Here is a 16,717-nt window from a genome sequence, read left to right as displayed (position 1 = left end):
TGCTTCAGGCCATCGAATATCTTCGCACGTCATCCGTGTCGTACTGACGCCTCGTGGGCCGGGACCCGCACGGGTACCGGCCCACGAGGGCGGGGGAGCGGCGTCAGGCCACGGGTTCCCCGGACAGGGCCGGTACGATCTCCCGGCCGTAGGTGTCGATCACCCCGTCGACGTCGTCGTGCATGGCGTAGACCGCGAACTGGTCCACCCCCACGGCGCGCAGCCGCTCCAACTTCTCCACGTGGTCGGACACCGGTCCGACCAGGCAGAACCGGTCCACGATGGCGTCGGGCACGAAGTCGGTGTCCGGGTTGTCCACCCGGCCGTGATGGCTGTAGTCGTAACCCTCCCGGGCCTTCACGTAGTCGGTGAGCTCCTGGGGCACCATGTCCGACTGGTCGCCGTACCGGGCCACGAGGTCCGCGACGTGGTTGCCGACCATCCCCCCGAACCAACGGCACTGCTTCCGGGCGTGCGCCAACCCCCCGGCCGACCCGTCGGTGACGTAGGCGGGCGCGGCCACACAGATCCGCACCGCGTCGGGACCGCGCCCGGCGGCCTCGGCGGCGGTCCGTACGGCCCGCACCATCCACTCGGTCAGGTACGGGTCCGCGAGCTGGAGGATGAAGCCGTCCGCCTCGCGCCCCACCATTTCGAGGGCCCTGGGGCCGTACGCGCCCATCCACATGGGCAGGGAACCCTCGCGCACCCACGGGATGCGCATACCGGCCCCGCCCACCTGGGCCTCCCTGCCCTCGGCCAGGTTCCGGATCACGGTCATCGCCTCGGAGAGCTGGGCGAGCGTGGCGGGTTTGCGTCCGGCCACCCGCATGGCGGAGTCGCCCCGGCCGATCCCGCAGACGGTCCGGTTGCCGTGCATGTCGTTGAGGGTGGCGAACGTCGACGCCGTCACCTCCCACGAGCGGGTGCCCGGGTTGGTGACCATCGGGCCGATCACCAGCCGTTCGGTCCGGTCCAGCACCCGGCTGTGGATGACGAAGGGTTCCTGCCAGAGCACCGCGGAGTCGAACGTCCACCCGTGGGTGAAGCCGTGCCCCTCGGCGCGGACCATCCGTTCGATCAGCAGGTCGGCGGGCGGATCCGTCTGGAGGACGAGTCCGAAGTCCATGTGAGCCTCCTCAGACCAGGTACTGGCAGGTGGACCGGGGCACGTAGGAGCCGTCACCGGCCGAGCCCAGGTAGGAACCGTCGTCCACGATCACGCGGCCGCGCGAGAGCACGGTGCGGGCCCGGCCCGTCACCCGCTTCCCCTCGTAGGCGGAGTAGTCCACGTTCATGTGGTGGGTGGCGGCCGAGAGGGTCTGCTCGGCGCCGGGGTCGTAGACCACCAGGTCGGCGTCGGCTCCCGGGGCCACGGTGCCCTTCTTCGGGTACATCCCGAACATGCGCGCCGGGGTGGCGCAGGCCAGCTCGATCCACCGGCGGCGGCTGATGCGCCCCTCCACCACGGCCTGGTGCAGCAGGTCCATCCGGTGCTCGACCCCCGGCATGCCGTTGGGGATCTTCGAGAAGTCGCCCGCGCCCAGGTCCTTCTGACCGACGAAGCAGAACGGGCAGTGGTCGGTGGAGACCACGGACAGGTCGTTGGTGCGCAGCGCCCGCCACAGGTGCTCCTGGTGGTCCCGGGGGCGCAGCGGCGTGGAGCACACGTACTTGGCGCCCTCGAACCCCGGTTCGGAAAGGTTGTCGGTGGACAGGAACAGGTACTGCGGGCAGGTCTCCCCGAACACGTTGAGGCCCAGGTCCCGGGCGCGGGCCAGCTCGGCCACCGCCTCGGTCGCGGACACGTGCACGACGTACAGCGGCGCCCCGGCCACCCGGGCCAGCTGGATGGCGCGGTGGGTGGCCTCGGACTCCAGCAGGGCCCGGCGCACCTCCCCGTGGTACCGGGGGTCGGTCCGGCCCTCGGCCAGCGCCTGTTCCACCAGGACGTCGATGGCGATGCCGTTCTCCGCGTGCATCATGGTGAGCGCGCCGTTGGCGGCGCCGCGCTGCATGGCCCGCAGGATCTGCCCGTCGTCGCTGTAGAACACGCCCGGATAGGCCATGAACAGCTTGAACGAGGTGATGCCCTCGTCCACGAGGACGTCCATCTCCTTGAGGGACGACTCGTTGACGTCGGACAGGATCGCGTGGAAGGCGTAGTCGACCGCGCAGTTGCCGTCGGCCTTGGCCATCCAGGCGTCCACCCCTGAACGCACGGACTCGCCCGGCCGCTGGATCGCGAAGTCGACGATGGTGGTGGTGCCGCCCCACGCGGCCGCGCGGGTGCCGGTTTCGAAGGTGTCGGCGGACCGGGTACCGCCGAAGGGCATCTCCATGTGGGTGTGGCCGTCCACGCCGCCCGGGACGACGTAGTGGCCGGTGGCGTCGATGGTCCGGGCGCCGCTCTCCGCCCAGGAGCGGGCCGGGTCGCTGCCGCGCAGGGCGAGCGCGGCTACCCTGCCGCCCTCGACGAGGACGTCCGCCTCCAGTTCCTCGGAGGCGGTGACGACGAGGCCGCCGCTGATGAGGGTCCGAGTCATGGGCCTACCCCTCCACCAGCGGTCCGTAGGCGTCCGGCCTGCGGTCCCGGTAGAACGCCCACTGCTGGCGGACATCGTCGACCAGGTCGAAGTCGAGGTCGCGCACGACCAGTTCCGCGTCGGTGTCGGAGGCCACGTCTCCGACGAACCGCCCACGCGGGTCCACGAAGTAGCTGCTTCCGTAGAAGTCGTTGTCGCCGTACTCCTCGACCCCGACCCGGTTGATCGCCGCCACGAAGTACTCGTTGGCGACGGCCGCGGCGGGCTGCTCCAGCTTCCACAGGTAGGCGGACAGGCCCCGGCTGGTGGCGGAGGGGTTGTAGACCAGCTGGGCCCCGGCCAGTCCGAGCGCGCGCCACCCCTCGGGGAAGTGCCGGTCGTAGCAGATGTACACGCCGATCCGCCCGACCGCCGTGTCGAAGACCGGCCAGCCCAGGTTGCCGGGGCGGAAGTAGTACTTCTCCCAGAAGCCCTTGACCTGGGGGATGTGGTGCTTGCGGTACTTGCCGAGGTAGGTGCCGTCCGCGTCGATGACGGCGGCGGTGTTGTAGTAGAAGCCGGGCTTCTCGACCTCGAAGACCGGTAGCACCATGACCATGTTCAGTTCCCTGGCCAGGGCGCCGAACCGGGTGACGGTGGGGCCGTCGGGGACGGGCTCGGCCCAGCGGTGGTGTTCGGGCTCCTGCACCTGGCAGAAGTAGGGGGCGTTGAAGACCTCCTGGAAGCCGATGACCCGCGCTCCCTGGGCGGCGGCGTCGCGTGCGTACTTCTCGTGGGCGGCCATCATGGATTCGGCGTCACCGGTCCACTCGGTCTGTACGAGTGCGGCCCGGACGGTGTGCGGCATGGTTCCCTCGCTCCTCTTCGAGCGCCGCCCCGACTGCGGGCGGCGAAGGACGCGGCCGGCGCGTTGTAGAGGTCGCACCTTAGGTAAGAGGGGAATGGCCGGTCAACGTCCGACATCCGGGCGACGGAAAAGAAACCGGTGAACCCTGCACACTCCCGTGGCCAGGGTTGCCAATGTCCTTTGTGCGGTGAAATCAATTCGGAGGAAGCGACAGGTTTCGCCGCGCCTTGGGCATGGATTTTCATGCCTTCGTACACGCGCCCGAGGGCGGCCGGGCGGGTGTGCCCGGCCACCCTCGGGCGGTGCTGCCCGGACCGTGGTCGCGGTCCGGTGTGGAGGAGTGCGGCTGGGGCGCGCTCGGTCGGAGCGGGTCAGCCGGTGACGTCCACCTCGATCTCGTCGCCGCCGAGGAACTCGGCGCTCAGACCCATGTACGAGATGTCCGCGGGGTCGTCGACGTCGAAGACGATCGGCGCGACCTCGGACTCACCCGGGGCCAGGTCGACGTCCATCTTGAGGTTCGAGTCGAAGCTCTCCGTGGCGACGTAGTCCTCCTGGATGGCCTCGTCGTCGTAGGTGTAGAGGTGCTGCTCGTCGCGCCAGAACTCGATGTCCTCGTTGCCGTCGGGGGTGACGTTCACGTACACCACGACGAACTGGCCGTAGGGGGTGTGCCCCGGGACGTCGGCGTCGACCTCGATCTCCGTGATGGTGAAGGCCATGCCGTTGTGGCTGACCTCCTCACCGACCCCCGGAATCTCCGGGTTCGAGCGCTCCTCGTTGCCCAGGCCGGTGCTGGTGTTGCCGGAGGCCTCGCCGGTGCCCTCGGACTCCTCGGACTCCGAGGTGCCGCCGGAGGAACCGCCGCCGTAGGGGTCGTCGCCGCCGTCGTCGGAGAGGAAGAAGACGAGGAGGACGACCAGGGCCACGCCGATGACGAAGAGGCCGCCGCAGCCCAGACTGATCCAGAGCCAGGGGCCGCCGCCCTTGGACGGGGGAGGGGTGGGCGGACCGTACTGGCCGCCCGCGTACTGGCCGCCGTAGGGGTTGCCGCCGTAGCCGGGGCCGCCCGGGGCGCCGTAGGGGTCACCGCCGTAGGGGCCGCCGGGGCCGCCCGGGCCGCCGGGAGGGAACCCACCGGGCGGGGGCGGGCCCATGGGCGGCGGTCCGCCGCCGGGGGGCATCCCACCAGGAGGCATTCCGCCCGGGGGCATCCCGCCGGGGGGCATTCCGCCGGGGGGCATTCCGCCGGGCGGGGGCGGACCCATCGCGGGCTGGCCACCGGAGGGCGGGCCCATGGCGGGCTGACCGCCGGAGGGCGTTCCGTAGGGAGGACCACCCTGATAGGGGTCCTGTCCGTGGGGAGGAGGCTGATTCATGGGGTCCTTGGCTTTCTTCCGCGGTGCTCACGGTGAGCGGGAGCGTGTGACCGGGCCACGCCAGGGGGGATCTGCCTAATGTGGGGGGCATGGCACGACTCCTCATCGTTCACCACACGGTCTCCCCCGCCACCAGGGAACTGCTGGACGCGGTGCTCGACGGCGCCCGTACAGACGATATCGAAGGCGTACGAGTGCAGGTCAAGGCAGCACTCTCCGCGAACGCCGCGGACCTGCTCGAAGCCGACGCCGTGGTACTCGGCACCCCCGCCAACATCGGTTACATGTCCGGAGCCCTCAAGCACTTCTTCGACACCGTGTACTACCCCGTGCAGGTCGACACACAGGGGCTTCCGTACGCACTGTACGTCCACGGTGACAACGACACCTCCGGAGCGGTCCGCTCGGTGGAGTCGGTGGCCAAGGGTATGGGGTGGCACCGACACCGGCCCCCGGTCGCCGTCACCGGCCGTCCGGACGCGGACGCCCGGGAGGCCTGCTGGGAGCTGGGCGCGGTGACCGCGCTGGCCGCCCTGGAGCACGCGGGAGAGGACGGCGGAGGAGGGTAGGCGCGGGTCGTCGTTCTCCGCCGATCGCGGTGGATCGCCGACCGTGCCCGGAGACGGCCGAGAATTCCAAGCACATACCGTTCTCTGATCACTTATGGGACAGTGTAGAGAGCCTCGCTGAGGGAGGATTCGCTGGTGAACTCCCCCATTGTCCGGATTCTCGGAACCGCCGTCAGCGAGCCGATCCGGAAACCCGGTATTTCGGTTATGCGCAATAGGAGTTCTGGTGAGTCCCCACCCCCTGTCACCCGCTCGGCTGAACTACGCCTCGGAGGAGGTGGTGGCACCGGCGGCCCCGATCAGGGTCCTCGTGGTGGACGACCACGCGCTCTTCCGCAGGGGGCTGGTTTCGGTCCTCAACGACGAGGCCGACATCGACGTGGTCAGTGAGGCGGCCGACGGCGACGAGGCGGTCGTGCTCGCCACCGAGTTGCGGCCCGACGTGGTGCTGATGGACGTCATGATGCCCAACTCCACGGGGATCGAGGCCTGTCCGAGGATCCGCGCGGCGGTGCCCGAGGTCAAGTTCGTCATGCTCACCATGAGCGAGGACGAGGCGGACCTCTTCGAGGCGCTCAAGGCGGGGGCGACGGGTTACCTGCTCAAGGAGATCGCCGTCACCGACATCGCGCGCGCCGTCCGGGCGATCGCTGAGGGGCGTTCCTTCATCAACCCCTCCATGGCGATCAAGCTGATCAGCGAGTTCGCCGGGTTGGCCAAACAGGAGCGCACGCCCAAGGCCGCTCCCGCCATTCCCGAGCTCACCCCTCGTGAGACCGAGGTGCTGAAGCTGTTGGCGCGTTCGCTGAACAACAGGGAGATCGGTGAGCGCCTCTTCATCACGGAGAACACCGTGAAGAACCACGTCCGGAACATCCTGGAGAAACTCCAGGTGCATTCCCGTACGGAGGCGGCCATCTACGCGGTGCGCGCCGAGTACCTGGGTTAGTCCCCTCTCCGGCGGCTCCGCCGCGTGCGCTTCCTCGCTGAATCGGGGCCAGCGGGCCGACCGTCGCTACGGCCGGGTGAAGGTCATGTGCGTGACGCCGCTGGGGGTGGTCACGGACTCGGTCTCGAACCGCCCCTCCAGCCCTTCGAGGCCGTCCCACAGGCGCTCGCCACGGCCCAGGACGATCGGGACGACGGCGACGTGCAGGTGGTCGACGAGGTCCGCCGCGAGGAACTCGCGGACCGTGGTCGGCCCGCCGCCGATTCGTACGTCCAGGCCGCCCGCGGCCTCGCGCGCCTGGCGGAGCGCGTCCCGTGGTGCGGCGTCGATGAAGTGGAAGGTGGTGCCGCCCTCCATCTCCAGCGAGGGGCGGGGGTGGTGGGTCAGAACGAAGACCGGCGTGTGGAAGGGCGGGTTGGATCCCCACCAGCCCTTCCAGTCGTCGTCCTCCCAGGGGCCGCGCTCGGCGCCGAACTTGTTGCGGCCCATGATCTCCGCCCCGATGCCCACGGCCCAGGTGCCGGCGATGGCGTCGTCGACCCCGGTGCTCCCGCCCGGGTTGCCCTGCATCCGCTGGAAGGTCCTGGTCGGGAAGAACCACTGGTGGAGCCGCGATCCGGCGTGGCCGAACGGGGTGTCGAGGGCCTGCCCCTCACCGGTGGCGAACCCGTCGACGGAGACGGAGAAGTTGTGGACCCTCACACGGGACATGACGGGACTCCCACCCTCGAACCGATGCGGCCGCGAACCGCGGTCACTCACCACAGAGCCTGGACTCCGCGACGCGGGAATGCAATCACCGGCACCGGAAGTGGGAGCCGTGCTTCGGGTTGGCGCGGCTCGACCGCACCGAACAGGGGATCGGGTCGAGCGCCCCCGGCGGCCGTGTACACCGCTCCTGTGGTTGACTTCGATCCGTAGCTTGCTGATGACCCTCGGTGTTCTTTCGGGGTCGAGTCGAACGGAGTCCGATGTCGAAGTTCCCTCTGCTGGCCGGGGTCACCCTCGCCCTGCTGATGACCGCCACCGCCACCGCCCCCGCTCACGCCGAGCCCTCGGGCTGTCCGGTGCTGTCCCCACCGCCCAGCGCGGAGGACCTGGAGCGCTACCTGTGCGGCGACCCCCGTCTCGGCCCGTCCGAACTGCCTCAGGACGGCCCCGTGGGAACCCTGGTCGAGGGGTACGACCGGTTCGGTGGCCTGTCCCCCGTGGAGTTCCTCGACCGCTGGTGGACCGTGGACGGCAGCTGGGACTACCCGGAGCACGACGGTTTCGTGGTCGTCGACGGCCAGCCGGTGAAGGAACTCCAAGAGCTGCCCTCGGGCTGGATGCTGGACCGCTTCGGCTCCCCGTGGGGCTCGTTCCTCGCTCCGGCCGGCGCCTCCTACGAGGAGCGTGCGCTGCCGCCCAACTCGCTGAACACGTGGCCGGACGGGCCCGAGCACAACTACAACTGCTACGAGGTCACCGAGCCGGTCACCGCGTGGGTCGGCCCGATCGCTCCGCACTTCGAGCAGCCCGGCGGCGGCGAGCAGCTGCTCGTTCCGGCGGAGGAGGTCCCCGAGGCCGAGGGCGAGGGCAACGTGCCCGTCAACGACCTCCTGGAGTGGGGCTACCTGGAGCAGCGCCCCGCCGAGGAGTGCGTCCTCGTCGACGGTTACGGCCTGAGCGCCTGATCGATCGCCTCGCGCCCTGCTCAGGAACGAGGCTCGCGCCTCAGGGGAGCGGAACCCCTCCACATGGCCACTCCAAGGGCAAGAGGTGACACCCGTCGGCCGCATCTCGGGATTGAGTCCGGGGTGCTCGCTCCCCAGGCCAAAGACGTCCGGACTCGCGTAGTTCGGTCCAGTGAAGCCATCCACGGGAACTCTTGAGCCGTGCCCGGTCGGACACCACTTCTCAGACGGTCCGGCCGGGCACCGTCGCGTCCAGGCTCCGGGCGCGGAGCACGGCCGACAGCAGGCCGGGGAAACGCTCCTCCAGGTCCTCGGTGCGCAGTCCGCTCATGCGGGAGGTGCCCTCGTAGTGCTGGCGGATGACGCCGGCCTCGCGCAGGACGCGGAAGTGGTGGGTCGAGGTGGACTTGCTCACCGGGAGTTCGAAGGCGATGCAGGCCATGTCGTCGTGGCCCAGGGAGAGGTCGTGGACGATGCGCAGCCGGATCGGATCGGACAGCGCGCTGAGCACGTCCTCCAGGCGGATCTGGTCGGTCTCGGGATGCGCGCACTGTCGCCCCTGGCTGGCGCGGGCGGTCCTGGCCATGCTCTGACCCCCTTCCGTTCGGCTCGTGTCTCAATGTACGAACACCGTCGTAGTTTGACAAGCGCCGTAGTACGACTTGTACCGTACAAAGGTCGGTCCCGCCGACACCCGAGACCGCCTATGCGAAGGAACGCCTGTGAGCACCCTGTTCACCCCGCTGACGCTGCGAGGGCTGGAGATCCCCAACCGCGCGTGGATGTCCCCGATGTGCATGTACTCCGCACGTTCCGAGGGCCCCGAGACCGGGGTGCCGACCGACTTCCACCTGGCGCACCTGGCCGACCGGGCGGCGGGCGGCCTCGGCCTGGTCATGGTCGAGGCGACCGCCGTGCGCCCGGACGGGCGGATCAGTCCGTGGGACCTGGGCCTGTGGAACGACCGGCAGCAGCAGGCGTTCGCGCGGATCACCGCCGCCGTCCGCGCCCACGGATCGGTGCCCGCCATCCAGCTCGCGCACGCCGGACGCAAGGCCTCGGTCGACAGGCCCTGGCTCGGCAACCGGCCCGTCGCGCCCGCCGACGGCGGATGGACCACGGTCGGGCCCAGCGCCGAACCGTTCCACGACCACCCCGCACCCGCCGAGCTGACCGTCGAGGAGATCGGCCAGCTCGTGAGCGACTTCGCGAAGGCGGCCGAGCGCTCCCTCGCCGCCGGGTTCGACGTCGTGGAGGTGCACGGTGCCCACGGCTACCTGCTCAACTCCTTCCTCTCCCCGGCCGCCAACCACCGCACGGACGCCTACGGCGGCACCCTGGAGAACCGCATGCGGTTCCCGCTGGAGGTCGTCGAGGCCGTGCGGGCGGTCTGGCCCGAACACCTGCCCGTGCTCTTCCGCACCTCCGCCACGGACTGGATCTCGGAGAACACCGAGGACCCGCGCGCGGGATGGACCGCCGAGGACACGGTGCGCCTGGCCAAGGAGCTCCAGACCAGGGGTGTCGACCTGCTCGACGTGTCCACCGGCGGCATGGTCCACGACGCGTCGATCCCCGCCGCTCCCGACTACCAGGTCCCCTTCGCCGAACGTGTGCGCCAGGAGACCGGCCTGCCCACCGCGGCGGTCGGCCTGATCCTGGAGCCCGCCCAGGCGGAGGAGATCGTGGCCTCGGGCCGCGCCGACGCCGTGTTCCTGGGCCGCCAGCTCCTGCGCGAGCCCTACTGGGCCCACCGTGCGGCGGATGAGCTGGGAGCCGAATCCCGCTGGCCTGTCCAGTACGGCTACGCCGTCGGCCGCGGCCCGAAGTAGCACCGGCCCCGGTTGGAGGGAACCTTCGCGGGGGCGGAGGTTCCCTGGTCCGTCGCCCGGGTCAGGTGAGACGCAGGAACGCCGTCCACTCAGGGGAGGGGAAGGCGAGGTGTCCGTGCTCGCGGTGCCTCGTGTCGCGGACGGCGGCACCGCAGGGCAGGTCCGCGACCTCGATGCGGTCGTCACCGGAGCCGCTGTGAGTGGACCTCCGGAAGTGGGCGACCTCCACACACTCTCCCGCGGTGTTGCTGTGAGAGGACTTGCGGAAGGTGAGTGCTTCGGCCTGGGGGTACATGTCTGGAGCCTCCGAGGGGGATGGGTCTGTGGACTCACCCACTGTCCTGCCCACGGTGACACCCCGAACTCGGCGGAGAACGTCCTGTGCCCGTGTCCAGCTGTGGCCACTCCCGGTCGACGCCGCCGACGTCCCGCTCAACGGCCCACGCTCACGGTGATCGGGACCCCTCCACCGGGAAGGGCTCCAACACCGTGTCCCGCGCGCTCAGCCCGCCCAGCGGCACGTACCCGCCGGTCGACCCCTGGGCGAAGGTGATCATGTCCGGCCCCGCGGTGAGCACTCCATCCTGAGTGCCCCACTCAATAGAAACAGTCGCCCCAGGCCAGCCTCTGTCAAGTATTCCGTCGAGCCGCCCAAACTTCACAACGGAATCCCTTGGTAAGGCTTGAAGTCGCCCAACGGTGATGGCAGTGTCGGGTCACAGGCCACACACACCCGCGCGCCCGCTGCGCCCGAACCCAGGGAAGCCGCCGTGACCCAAGGGCCCGAAACCGAACACCTGCGCAACTTCGTGAACGGCGCGTACGCCGACACCGTCGAGGGCCGCCGCGGCGAACTCGTCGACCCCGCCACGGGACGGGTCTTCGCCACCGCTCCGGTCTCCGGCCCCGAGGACGTCGACGCCGCCTTCCGGGCCGCGCACCGCGCCTTCGAGGACGGCTGGCGCGACTGGACCCCGGCCGAACGGCAGATCGCGCTCAACCGGTTCGCGGACGCCGTCGAGGCCCGCGCCGACGACCTCGTCGCCGCCGAGGTCCGCAACTGCGGCAAACCCGTGGGCCTCACCCGGACCGAGGAGATCGGCCAGGTCCTGGACGCCCTGCGGTTCTTCGCCGGAGCCACCCGCAACCTGGAGGGCCGCGCCGCGGGCGAGTACCTGCGCGACCACACCTCCTGGGTCCGCCGTGAACCCCTCGGCGTGGTCGGCCAGATCACCCCGTGGAACTACCCGATGGCCATGGCGGCCTGGAAGATCGGCCCGGCCCTGGCGGCCGGGAACACGATCGTGCTTAAGCCCTCGGACACCACCCCGGTCTCCACGCTGCTGCTCGCGGAGATCGCCGCCGAGTTCCTGCCTGCCGGGGTGTTCAACGTGGTCTGCGGCGACCGCGACACCGGCCGCGCCCTCGTGGACCACCCGATCCCCGCGCTGATCTCCCTCACCGGCTCCACCCGGGCCGGGATGGAGGTCGCGCAGGCCGGTTCGCGCGACCTCAAGCGCCTGCACCTCGAACTCGGCGGCAAGGCACCCGTGATCGTCTTCGACGACGCCGACGTCGAACGGGCCGCTGAGGGCATCGCGGAGGCCGGGTTCTTCAACGCGGGCCAGGACTGCACCGCCGCCACCCGCATCCTCGCCGCCCCCGGCATCCACGACGACCTCGCCGCCGCCCTCACCGAACAGGCGCGCGGCACCGTCACCGCCGGGCCGGACCACGCCGACGCCGCCTACGGCCCGCTCAACAACGCCGACCAGCTGGCCCGGGTCACCGGCTTCCTGGCGCGCACCCCCGACCACGCCGAGATCCTCACCGGTGGCTCCCGGGTGGGTGAGCGGGGGTTCTTCCACGCGCCCACGGTCGTCTCCGGGCTGCGCCAGGGCGACGAACTGGTCACCGACGAGATCTTCGGCCCCGTGCTCACCGTCCAGCGCTTCACCGACGAGGACACCGCGGTGAACTGGGCCAACGCGGTGGAGTACGGCCTGGCCTCCAGCGTGTGGACCCGCGACCACGCCCGCGCGCTGCGGGTCTCGCGCCGCCTCGACTTCGGCTGCGTGTGGATCAACACCCACATCCCGATCACGGCGGAGATGCCGCACGGCGGGTTCAAGCACTCCGGCTACGGCAAGGACCTGTCCGCGTACTCGTTCGAGGAGTACACCCGGGTCAAGCACGTCATGAGCTACATCGGCCCCTGACACGACCACCGCCGCGCCGCCGACCGACCCCGCGCCCCCCAAGCTGGAGGGACCGGCCGCCGAACCCCGGCGGGCCGGTCGAACGACGAGAGACGAGTGAGATCCTTGGCCGACACCACGCGCGACGCAGCGGCACGGGCCCTGGAGGGCGCCCGTGCCCGGGTCTTCTGGCTGGACCCGGACGTCCCCGGGCACGAGGTCCCCGAAACCGCCCCGACACTGGTCGGGGACGTGCACACCGACCTGGCCGTCGTCGGCGCCGGATACGGCGGACTGTGGACGGCGCTGATCGCCAAGGAGCGCGACCCGGACCGCGACGTGGTCGTGGTGGAGGCCCGCACCACCGGCTGGGCGGCCTCGGGGCGCAACGGCGGGTTCTGCGCGGCCAGTCTGACCCACGGCCACGAGAACGGCGCCGAGCGCTGGCCCGAGGAGATCGACGAGCTCGAACGCCAGGGCATGGCCAACCTCGACGCCATCGAGGAGACCGTCCGGCGGTACGGCATCGACTGCGAGTTCGAGCGCACCGGGGAGACCCTCGTGGCCACCGCGCCCTGGCAGGCCGAGGGGTTCGAGGAGGCCGCGGAGGCCGTACGGGCCCACGGCGGCACCGCGCACGTGTGGGACGCGGAGGAGACGCGGCGGCACATCGACTCACCCACCTACCTGGGCGCCCTCCACGACCCGGACGGGGTGGCGATGCTCCACCCGGCCAAGCTCGCGTGGGGGCTGCGCGCCGCCTGCGAGGAGCTGGGAGTGCGGTTCTTCGAGAACAGTCCCGTACGCGCCATCGGCTCGGTGCCCGCCGGGCTGCGCCTGGAGACGCGGTCGGGGAGCCTGCACGCGCCCAAGGCGGCCTGGGGCGGCGGGGCGTTCCCCGGCCCGCTGCGCCGTCTGCGGCACTACCTCGCGCCGGTCTACGACTACGCGCTCATGACCGAACCCCTGACCGACGAGCAGATGGCGTCGATCGGGTGGAAGGGCCGCCAGGGGGTCTCCGACTCCGCCAACCTCTTCCACTACTACCGGCTCACCGCCGACAACCGCGTCCTGTGGGGCGGCTACGACGTGGTCAACCACTCCGGGAAGGTGCGGCCCGAGTACGACCAGCGGCCGGAGACCTTCCAGAAGCTGGCCGAGCACTTCCTGGAGACCTTCCCGCAGCTGCGCGGCATCCGGTTCGGTCACACGTGGGGAGGGGTGATCGACACGTGCAGCCGCTTCTCGGTGTTCTTCGGTGAGGCCCACGGAGGCCGGCTCGCCTACGCCGCCGGGTACACCGGCCTGGGCGTGGGCGCCACCCGGTTCGGCGCGCAGGTGGTGCTGGACCGGCTCGACGGGCTGGACACCGAGCGCACACGGCTGCGGATGGTCCGGGAGAAGCCGCTCCCGTTCCCGCCCGAGCCGGTCCGGTCGCTGGGCATCGAGCTCACGCTGAGGGCCACCGCCGCCGCCGACCGCAACGGGGGACGGCGCAACCTGTGGCTGCGCGGTCTGGACTCCGTGGGGATGGGCTTCGACAGCTGACCAGGGAGTCGGGCGGCGGAGCGGGAGCCGGGCACGGGCGGGGTACGGGGCCGGGCGAAGGACGACCGGTGCTGGATCCGGGCACTCACGCACACCAGGCCGGAAACCAGGCCTTTCCGGCAAGGATCGGTAAGTCTGTGCCAAGGGTTGTCATGTGGGGCGATGCGGGCGGCGTGGCGTGTGTGCCGCCCACCCGGCGCGGGCGAGGATGGAGATCGGGCCGCAGGGGGGTCGACGAAGGTGACCGGACCCCTCGCGCGGTCCGCCCCACCTCCCCAGGACCCACCGCGTGGCCGCCCACTGGCCCAAGGTTCCAGGTCGCGCGGTGTCAGACGTGAACGGCGCCCGTACCCCCGGTACGGGCGCCGAACGCGTGCGGTCACCGGTGCGAGGAGCCGTCGGTGCGTCGCGTCCCACCGCCCCCTGCCCGTGGAAACGAATGGCCTCGGCCCTGACGGGCGAGGCCTGCGCGGGACACCGGCGGAAGACGGGCGCACTCAGCTGGGCGGGTCGGCGGCGCGCAGCTCCTCGTTGATGCGCAGGGCCTCCTCCAGCTGGTCCTCAAGGATGATGATGCGGCAGGCGGACTCGACCGGCGTCCCCTGGTCGACGAGTTCGCGGGCGCGGGCGGCGATCTTGAGTTGGTACCGGGAGTAGCGGCGGTGTCCGCCGTCCGAGCGCAGGGGCTCGATCAGTTTGGCCTGGCCGAGGGTGCGCAGGAAGGCCGGCGTCACGCCGATCATCTCCGCTGCGGCGCCCACGGTGTAGGCGGGGTAGTCGTCATCGTCGAACCGGTGGCCGGTCTCGGGACGGGGCAAGTGCGTGTCCTTCTTCTCCTGAACGCACGTCGAGGGCCCCAGCGCCGTACGGCGCTGGGGCCCGAGAGTTCAATACCACCTACCGGCGACTGCCGGTCTTCCGCCACCCGACGTCAAGCTGGGTCGGGATCGCGGGGATCGCGGTTGTGTGACCGTGGACCACCTTCTTCCGAACCGGGGCCTGCGGTACCCGAGCGGAACTGTCTCTCGCCCAGGCGATCCTGATGGCATCTACTCCTCTCGTTCTCACTTCGTGCACTGCTTTCGACTGCGGTCCTACCGGCTCCCGGCGCCGTACAACCGTGCGCCGGTCGAGCCCTACCGCGTCCTTCCCTCTGCTGCGGTCTCCCCTGTGTGAGCGAGAGACCGGTACTGCGTTACTGCGGGTACTGCTGTACTTCGGCACTGCGGTCCTACCGGCTCCCGGCGCTGAACAACCGTGCGCCGGTCGAGCCCTACCGCGTCCTTCCCTCTGCTGCGGTCTCCCCTGTGCGAGCGGGTGACCGGTACTGCGGTACTGCTCGACTTCCGTACTGCGGTCCTACCGGCTCCCGGTGTCCTGAAGCACGTGCACACCGTCGAGCCGACCTGCTCTCCACCGGCGTATCCGGTGGTCCAGCCGTGTGTCTCAGTGGCTACGACAGAAAACATAGCAGGGTGCGGTGCGCATGTCTACAGCGGCCGGTGCAAGTTTGTGGACGTGTCGGAGGGAGCTTCTCCGGGGGTTCTCGCCCCGTGCCCTCCGTACCCTCGATCAGTAGCCGCGCCAGGCCTGACGGTCCTGGTGGTAGCCGATGATCCTCGGGTGCATCATCGTCGAGGACTCCACGTCACCCTCCCGGCGGTCGATGGGGAAGACCAGCGCCGCGCTCAGCAGGTCCTGGTCCAGGAAGCGCAGCTCGGGGGCGTCCTCCGCCAGGGTCAGCTCCGGAGCGCCGCCCGGATCGGAACCGGACACCCCCAGGTAGAAGCCCCAGTTCCCGAAGGTCGGCACGTCCACGTTGTACGGGGTGACCGCGAGCCCGGCCTCCTCCAACGAGTGCCCCACGCTCCAGTAGGCGTCCGGGGCGAAGAACGGCGAACCGGCCTGCACGACCACCCGGCCCCCCGGATCCAGGGCCTGCTCCAACAGGGCGTAGAACTCGATCGTGTACAGCTTCGAGGTACCCACGTCCGTGCCGTCGGGCAGGTCCGCGATCACCACGTCGAAGTAGTCCCGGTTGTCGCGCAGCCACTGGAAGGCGTCCGCGTTGACCACCTCCACGCGCGGGTCCTGGAAGGAGTCGTCGTTGAGGTCGCGGATCACGGGCTCCGTGGAGGCCAGCTCGATCACGGCCGGGTCGAGGTCCACCAGGGTCACCGACTCGACGTCGTCGTAGCGCAGCAGCTCGCGGATGGCCAGGCCGTCCCCGCCCCCGAGCACCAGGACGTCCTCGCGGGGCCCGTCCATCGCCGGGTGGATCAACGACTCGTGGTACCGGTACTCGTCCAGGGTGGAGAACTGGAGGTCGCCGTTGAGGAACATCCGCACGTCACGGCCGTCCAGGGACTGCGTGAGCACGATCTCCTGGTACTCGCTGCGCTCCGCGTGCGCGATCGGGTCGCGGTACATGGCCTGGCGCGCGTCCACCTCGAAGTTCTCCGCGAAGTAGTAGGCCAGGCCCAGCACCGCCACGATGAACGTCAGCCCGACGGTCAGTCCCACGTAGGCCAGCCGGGTCAGGTCCGTGCGGAACAGCCACAGCACCACGGCCACGCCGATCACCGCGTTCAGCACACCGACCATCAGGGCTCCCTTGGGCAGCCCCAGCAGCGGGAGCAGCAGGAACGGGAAGGCCAGACCACCGATCAGACCGCCCACGTAGTCGGCGGCGAACAGGTCCGCCACCGCCTCGGAGGCCTCCTGCTTGCGGATGCGCTGGATCAGCGTCATCAGCAGCGGGATCTCGATACCGATCAGCGTGCCGATCACGAACGCCAGGAGCACCAGGGTGGGCTGGTAGGCGGAGGCCGACAGCCAGGCGAAGGACCCGTACAGCAACAGGACCGACAGGCCGCCGACGAGGGACAGCAGCCCCTCCACCACGGCGAACGACAGCGCCGGCCGGGACTGGTACCGCTTGGAGAGCAGCGAACCCACACCCATGGCGAACACCATCACGGACAGGACCACGGAGGCCTGGGTGATGGTGTCACCGAGCAGGTAGCTGCCGATGGCGACGAGGGCCAGCTCGTACACCAGGCCGCAGGCGGCGCAGATGAACACCGCCAGCAGAACGAAGAACCGGGCCGCGCGCGGCGGCACCGGGAGTCGGGGCCGTGCGTGGGCCGTGGTCTCGCTCAAGGTACTGCTTT

At 70.4% G+C, this 16,717-nt stretch carries 15 protein-coding genes; 6 read left to right on the top strand and 9 right to left on the bottom strand.

The genetic code is table 11. From position 1 onward, the window contains the following. Positions 1-103: 103 nt before the first annotated feature. From AC0VYL_RS24315 to AC0VYL_RS24300, 4 genes are all read right to left on the bottom strand, one after another. A complete protein-coding gene (locus AC0VYL_RS24315) occupies positions 104-1,129 on the bottom strand; it encodes a TIGR03842 family LLM class F420-dependent oxidoreductase (RefSeq protein WP_475481598.1) in 1,026 nt (341 codons plus the stop codon). Positions 1,130-1,139: 10 nt separating this feature from the next. Continuing rightward, on the bottom strand, positions 1,140-2,546 hold the full coding sequence (gene hydA / locus AC0VYL_RS24310; protein ID WP_475481597.1) for a dihydropyrimidinase: 1,407 nt from the start codon (positions 2,544-2,546) through the stop codon (positions 1,140-1,142). A gap of 4 nt (positions 2,547-2,550) precedes the next feature. Then, on the bottom strand, positions 2,551-3,393 hold the full coding sequence (locus AC0VYL_RS24305) for a nitrilase-related carbon-nitrogen hydrolase (RefSeq protein WP_475481596.1): 843 nt from the start codon (positions 3,391-3,393) through the stop codon (positions 2,551-2,553). A gap of 371 nt (positions 3,394-3,764) precedes the next feature. Continuing rightward, positions 3,765-4,577, bottom strand: coding sequence for a DUF4352 domain-containing protein (locus AC0VYL_RS24300; protein WP_475481595.1), 813 nt, complete (start codon positions 4,575-4,577; stop codon positions 3,765-3,767). 284 nt (positions 4,578-4,861) lie between these two features. On the opposite strand from AC0VYL_RS24300, the gene AC0VYL_RS24295 reads away from it, so the two are divergent. Further along, positions 4,862-5,341: a flavodoxin family protein gene (locus AC0VYL_RS24295; RefSeq protein ID WP_475481594.1), complete on the top strand. Its 480-nt coding sequence runs from the start codon at positions 4,862-4,864 to the stop codon at positions 5,339-5,341. Positions 5,342-5,567: 226 nt separating this feature from the next. Further along, positions 5,568-6,290 carry a response regulator gene (locus AC0VYL_RS24290; RefSeq protein ID WP_378738474.1) on the top strand — a complete coding sequence of 241 codons (723 nt, stop codon included), beginning with the start codon at positions 5,568-5,570 and terminating at the stop codon, positions 6,288-6,290. Positions 6,291-6,356: 66 nt separating this feature from the next. Here AC0VYL_RS24290 and AC0VYL_RS24285 read toward each other — a convergent pair whose 3' ends face one another. Further along, positions 6,357-7,001, bottom strand: a complete 645-nt coding sequence (locus AC0VYL_RS24285; protein ID WP_475456274.1) for a dihydrofolate reductase family protein — start codon at positions 6,999-7,001, stop codon at positions 6,357-6,359. Between the two features lie 260 nt (positions 7,002-7,261). Here AC0VYL_RS24285 and AC0VYL_RS24280 point away from each other — a divergent pair, with 260 nt between their 5' ends. Then, positions 7,262-7,966, top strand: a complete 705-nt coding sequence (locus tag AC0VYL_RS24280) for a TNT domain-containing protein (protein ID WP_475481593.1) — start codon at positions 7,262-7,264, stop codon at positions 7,964-7,966. A 223-nt stretch (positions 7,967-8,189) separates the two neighbouring features. On the opposite strand, the gene AC0VYL_RS24275 is transcribed toward AC0VYL_RS24280, so the two are convergent. After that, the gene (locus AC0VYL_RS24275; protein WP_475481592.1) at positions 8,190-8,552 is read right to left on the bottom strand and encodes an ArsR/SmtB family transcription factor; all 363 of its coding nucleotides are present in this window, start codon (positions 8,550-8,552) and stop codon (positions 8,190-8,192) included. Between the two features lie 136 nt (positions 8,553-8,688). On the opposite strand from AC0VYL_RS24275, the gene AC0VYL_RS24270 reads away from it, so the two are divergent. Next, positions 8,689-9,798, top strand: coding sequence for an NADH:flavin oxidoreductase/NADH oxidase (locus AC0VYL_RS24270; protein WP_475481591.1), 1,110 nt, complete (start codon positions 8,689-8,691; stop codon positions 9,796-9,798). A gap of 61 nt (positions 9,799-9,859) precedes the next feature. Here the strand turns inward: AC0VYL_RS24270 and AC0VYL_RS24265 are convergent, their stop codons facing one another. Beyond that, positions 9,860-10,093, bottom strand: coding sequence for a DUF397 domain-containing protein (locus tag AC0VYL_RS24265; RefSeq protein ID WP_475456267.1), 234 nt, complete (start codon positions 10,091-10,093; stop codon positions 9,860-9,862). Between the two features lie 475 nt (positions 10,094-10,568). Here AC0VYL_RS24265 and AC0VYL_RS24260 point away from each other — a divergent pair, with 475 nt between their 5' ends. Then, positions 10,569-12,017 (top strand): gamma-aminobutyraldehyde dehydrogenase, encoded by a 1,449-nt coding sequence (locus AC0VYL_RS24260; protein ID WP_475481590.1) that lies wholly within the window; start codon positions 10,569-10,571, stop codon positions 12,015-12,017. Between the two features lie 105 nt (positions 12,018-12,122). Further along, on the top strand, positions 12,123-13,544 hold the full coding sequence (locus AC0VYL_RS24255; RefSeq protein WP_475481589.1) for an NAD(P)/FAD-dependent oxidoreductase: 1,422 nt from the start codon (positions 12,123-12,125) through the stop codon (positions 13,542-13,544). A 497-nt stretch (positions 13,545-14,041) separates the two neighbouring features. Here the strand turns inward: AC0VYL_RS24255 and AC0VYL_RS24250 are convergent, their stop codons facing one another. Both AC0VYL_RS24250 and AC0VYL_RS24245 read right to left on the bottom strand, forming a co-directional pair. Continuing rightward, positions 14,042-14,362, bottom strand: coding sequence for a MerR family transcriptional regulator (locus AC0VYL_RS24250; protein WP_475456261.1), 321 nt, complete (start codon positions 14,360-14,362; stop codon positions 14,042-14,044). Positions 14,363-15,116: 754 nt separating this feature from the next. Continuing rightward, positions 15,117-16,706, bottom strand: a complete 1,590-nt coding sequence (locus tag AC0VYL_RS24245; RefSeq protein ID WP_475481588.1) for a polyamine aminopropyltransferase — start codon at positions 16,704-16,706, stop codon at positions 15,117-15,119. Positions 16,707-16,717 lie beyond the last annotated feature (11 nt).

This window comes from Nocardiopsis sp. iso_238 (assembly GCF_056173325.1).
This window is presented reverse-complemented; position numbering and strand designations above follow the sequence as displayed.

Coding starts and splice junctions, on each gene's coding strand:
- AC0VYL_RS24295 (WP_475481594.1), top strand. CDS start 4,862: ATGGCACGACTCCTCATCGTTCACCACACGGTCTCCCCCGCCACCAGG.
- AC0VYL_RS24315 (WP_475481598.1), bottom strand. CDS start 1,129: ATGGACTTCGGACTCGTCCTCCAGACGGATCCGCCCGCCGACCTGCTG.
- AC0VYL_RS24275 (WP_475481592.1), bottom strand. CDS start 8,552: ATGGCCAGGACCGCCCGCGCCAGCCAGGGGCGACAGTGCGCGCATCCC.
- AC0VYL_RS24280 (WP_475481593.1), top strand. CDS start 7,262: ATGTCGAAGTTCCCTCTGCTGGCCGGGGTCACCCTCGCCCTGCTGATG.
- AC0VYL_RS24265 (WP_475456267.1), bottom strand. CDS start 10,093: ATGTACCCCCAGGCCGAAGCACTCACCTTCCGCAAGTCCTCTCACAGC.
- hydA (WP_475481597.1), bottom strand. CDS start 2,546: ATGACTCGGACCCTCATCAGCGGCGGCCTCGTCGTCACCGCCTCCGAG.
- AC0VYL_RS24300 (WP_475481595.1), bottom strand. CDS start 4,577: ATGCCCCCCGGCGGCGGACCGCCGCCCATGGGCCCGCCCCCGCCCGGT.
- AC0VYL_RS24285 (WP_475456274.1), bottom strand. CDS start 7,001: ATGTCCCGTGTGAGGGTCCACAACTTCTCCGTCTCCGTCGACGGGTTC.
- AC0VYL_RS24305 (WP_475481596.1), bottom strand. CDS start 3,393: ATGCCGCACACCGTCCGGGCCGCACTCGTACAGACCGAGTGGACCGGT.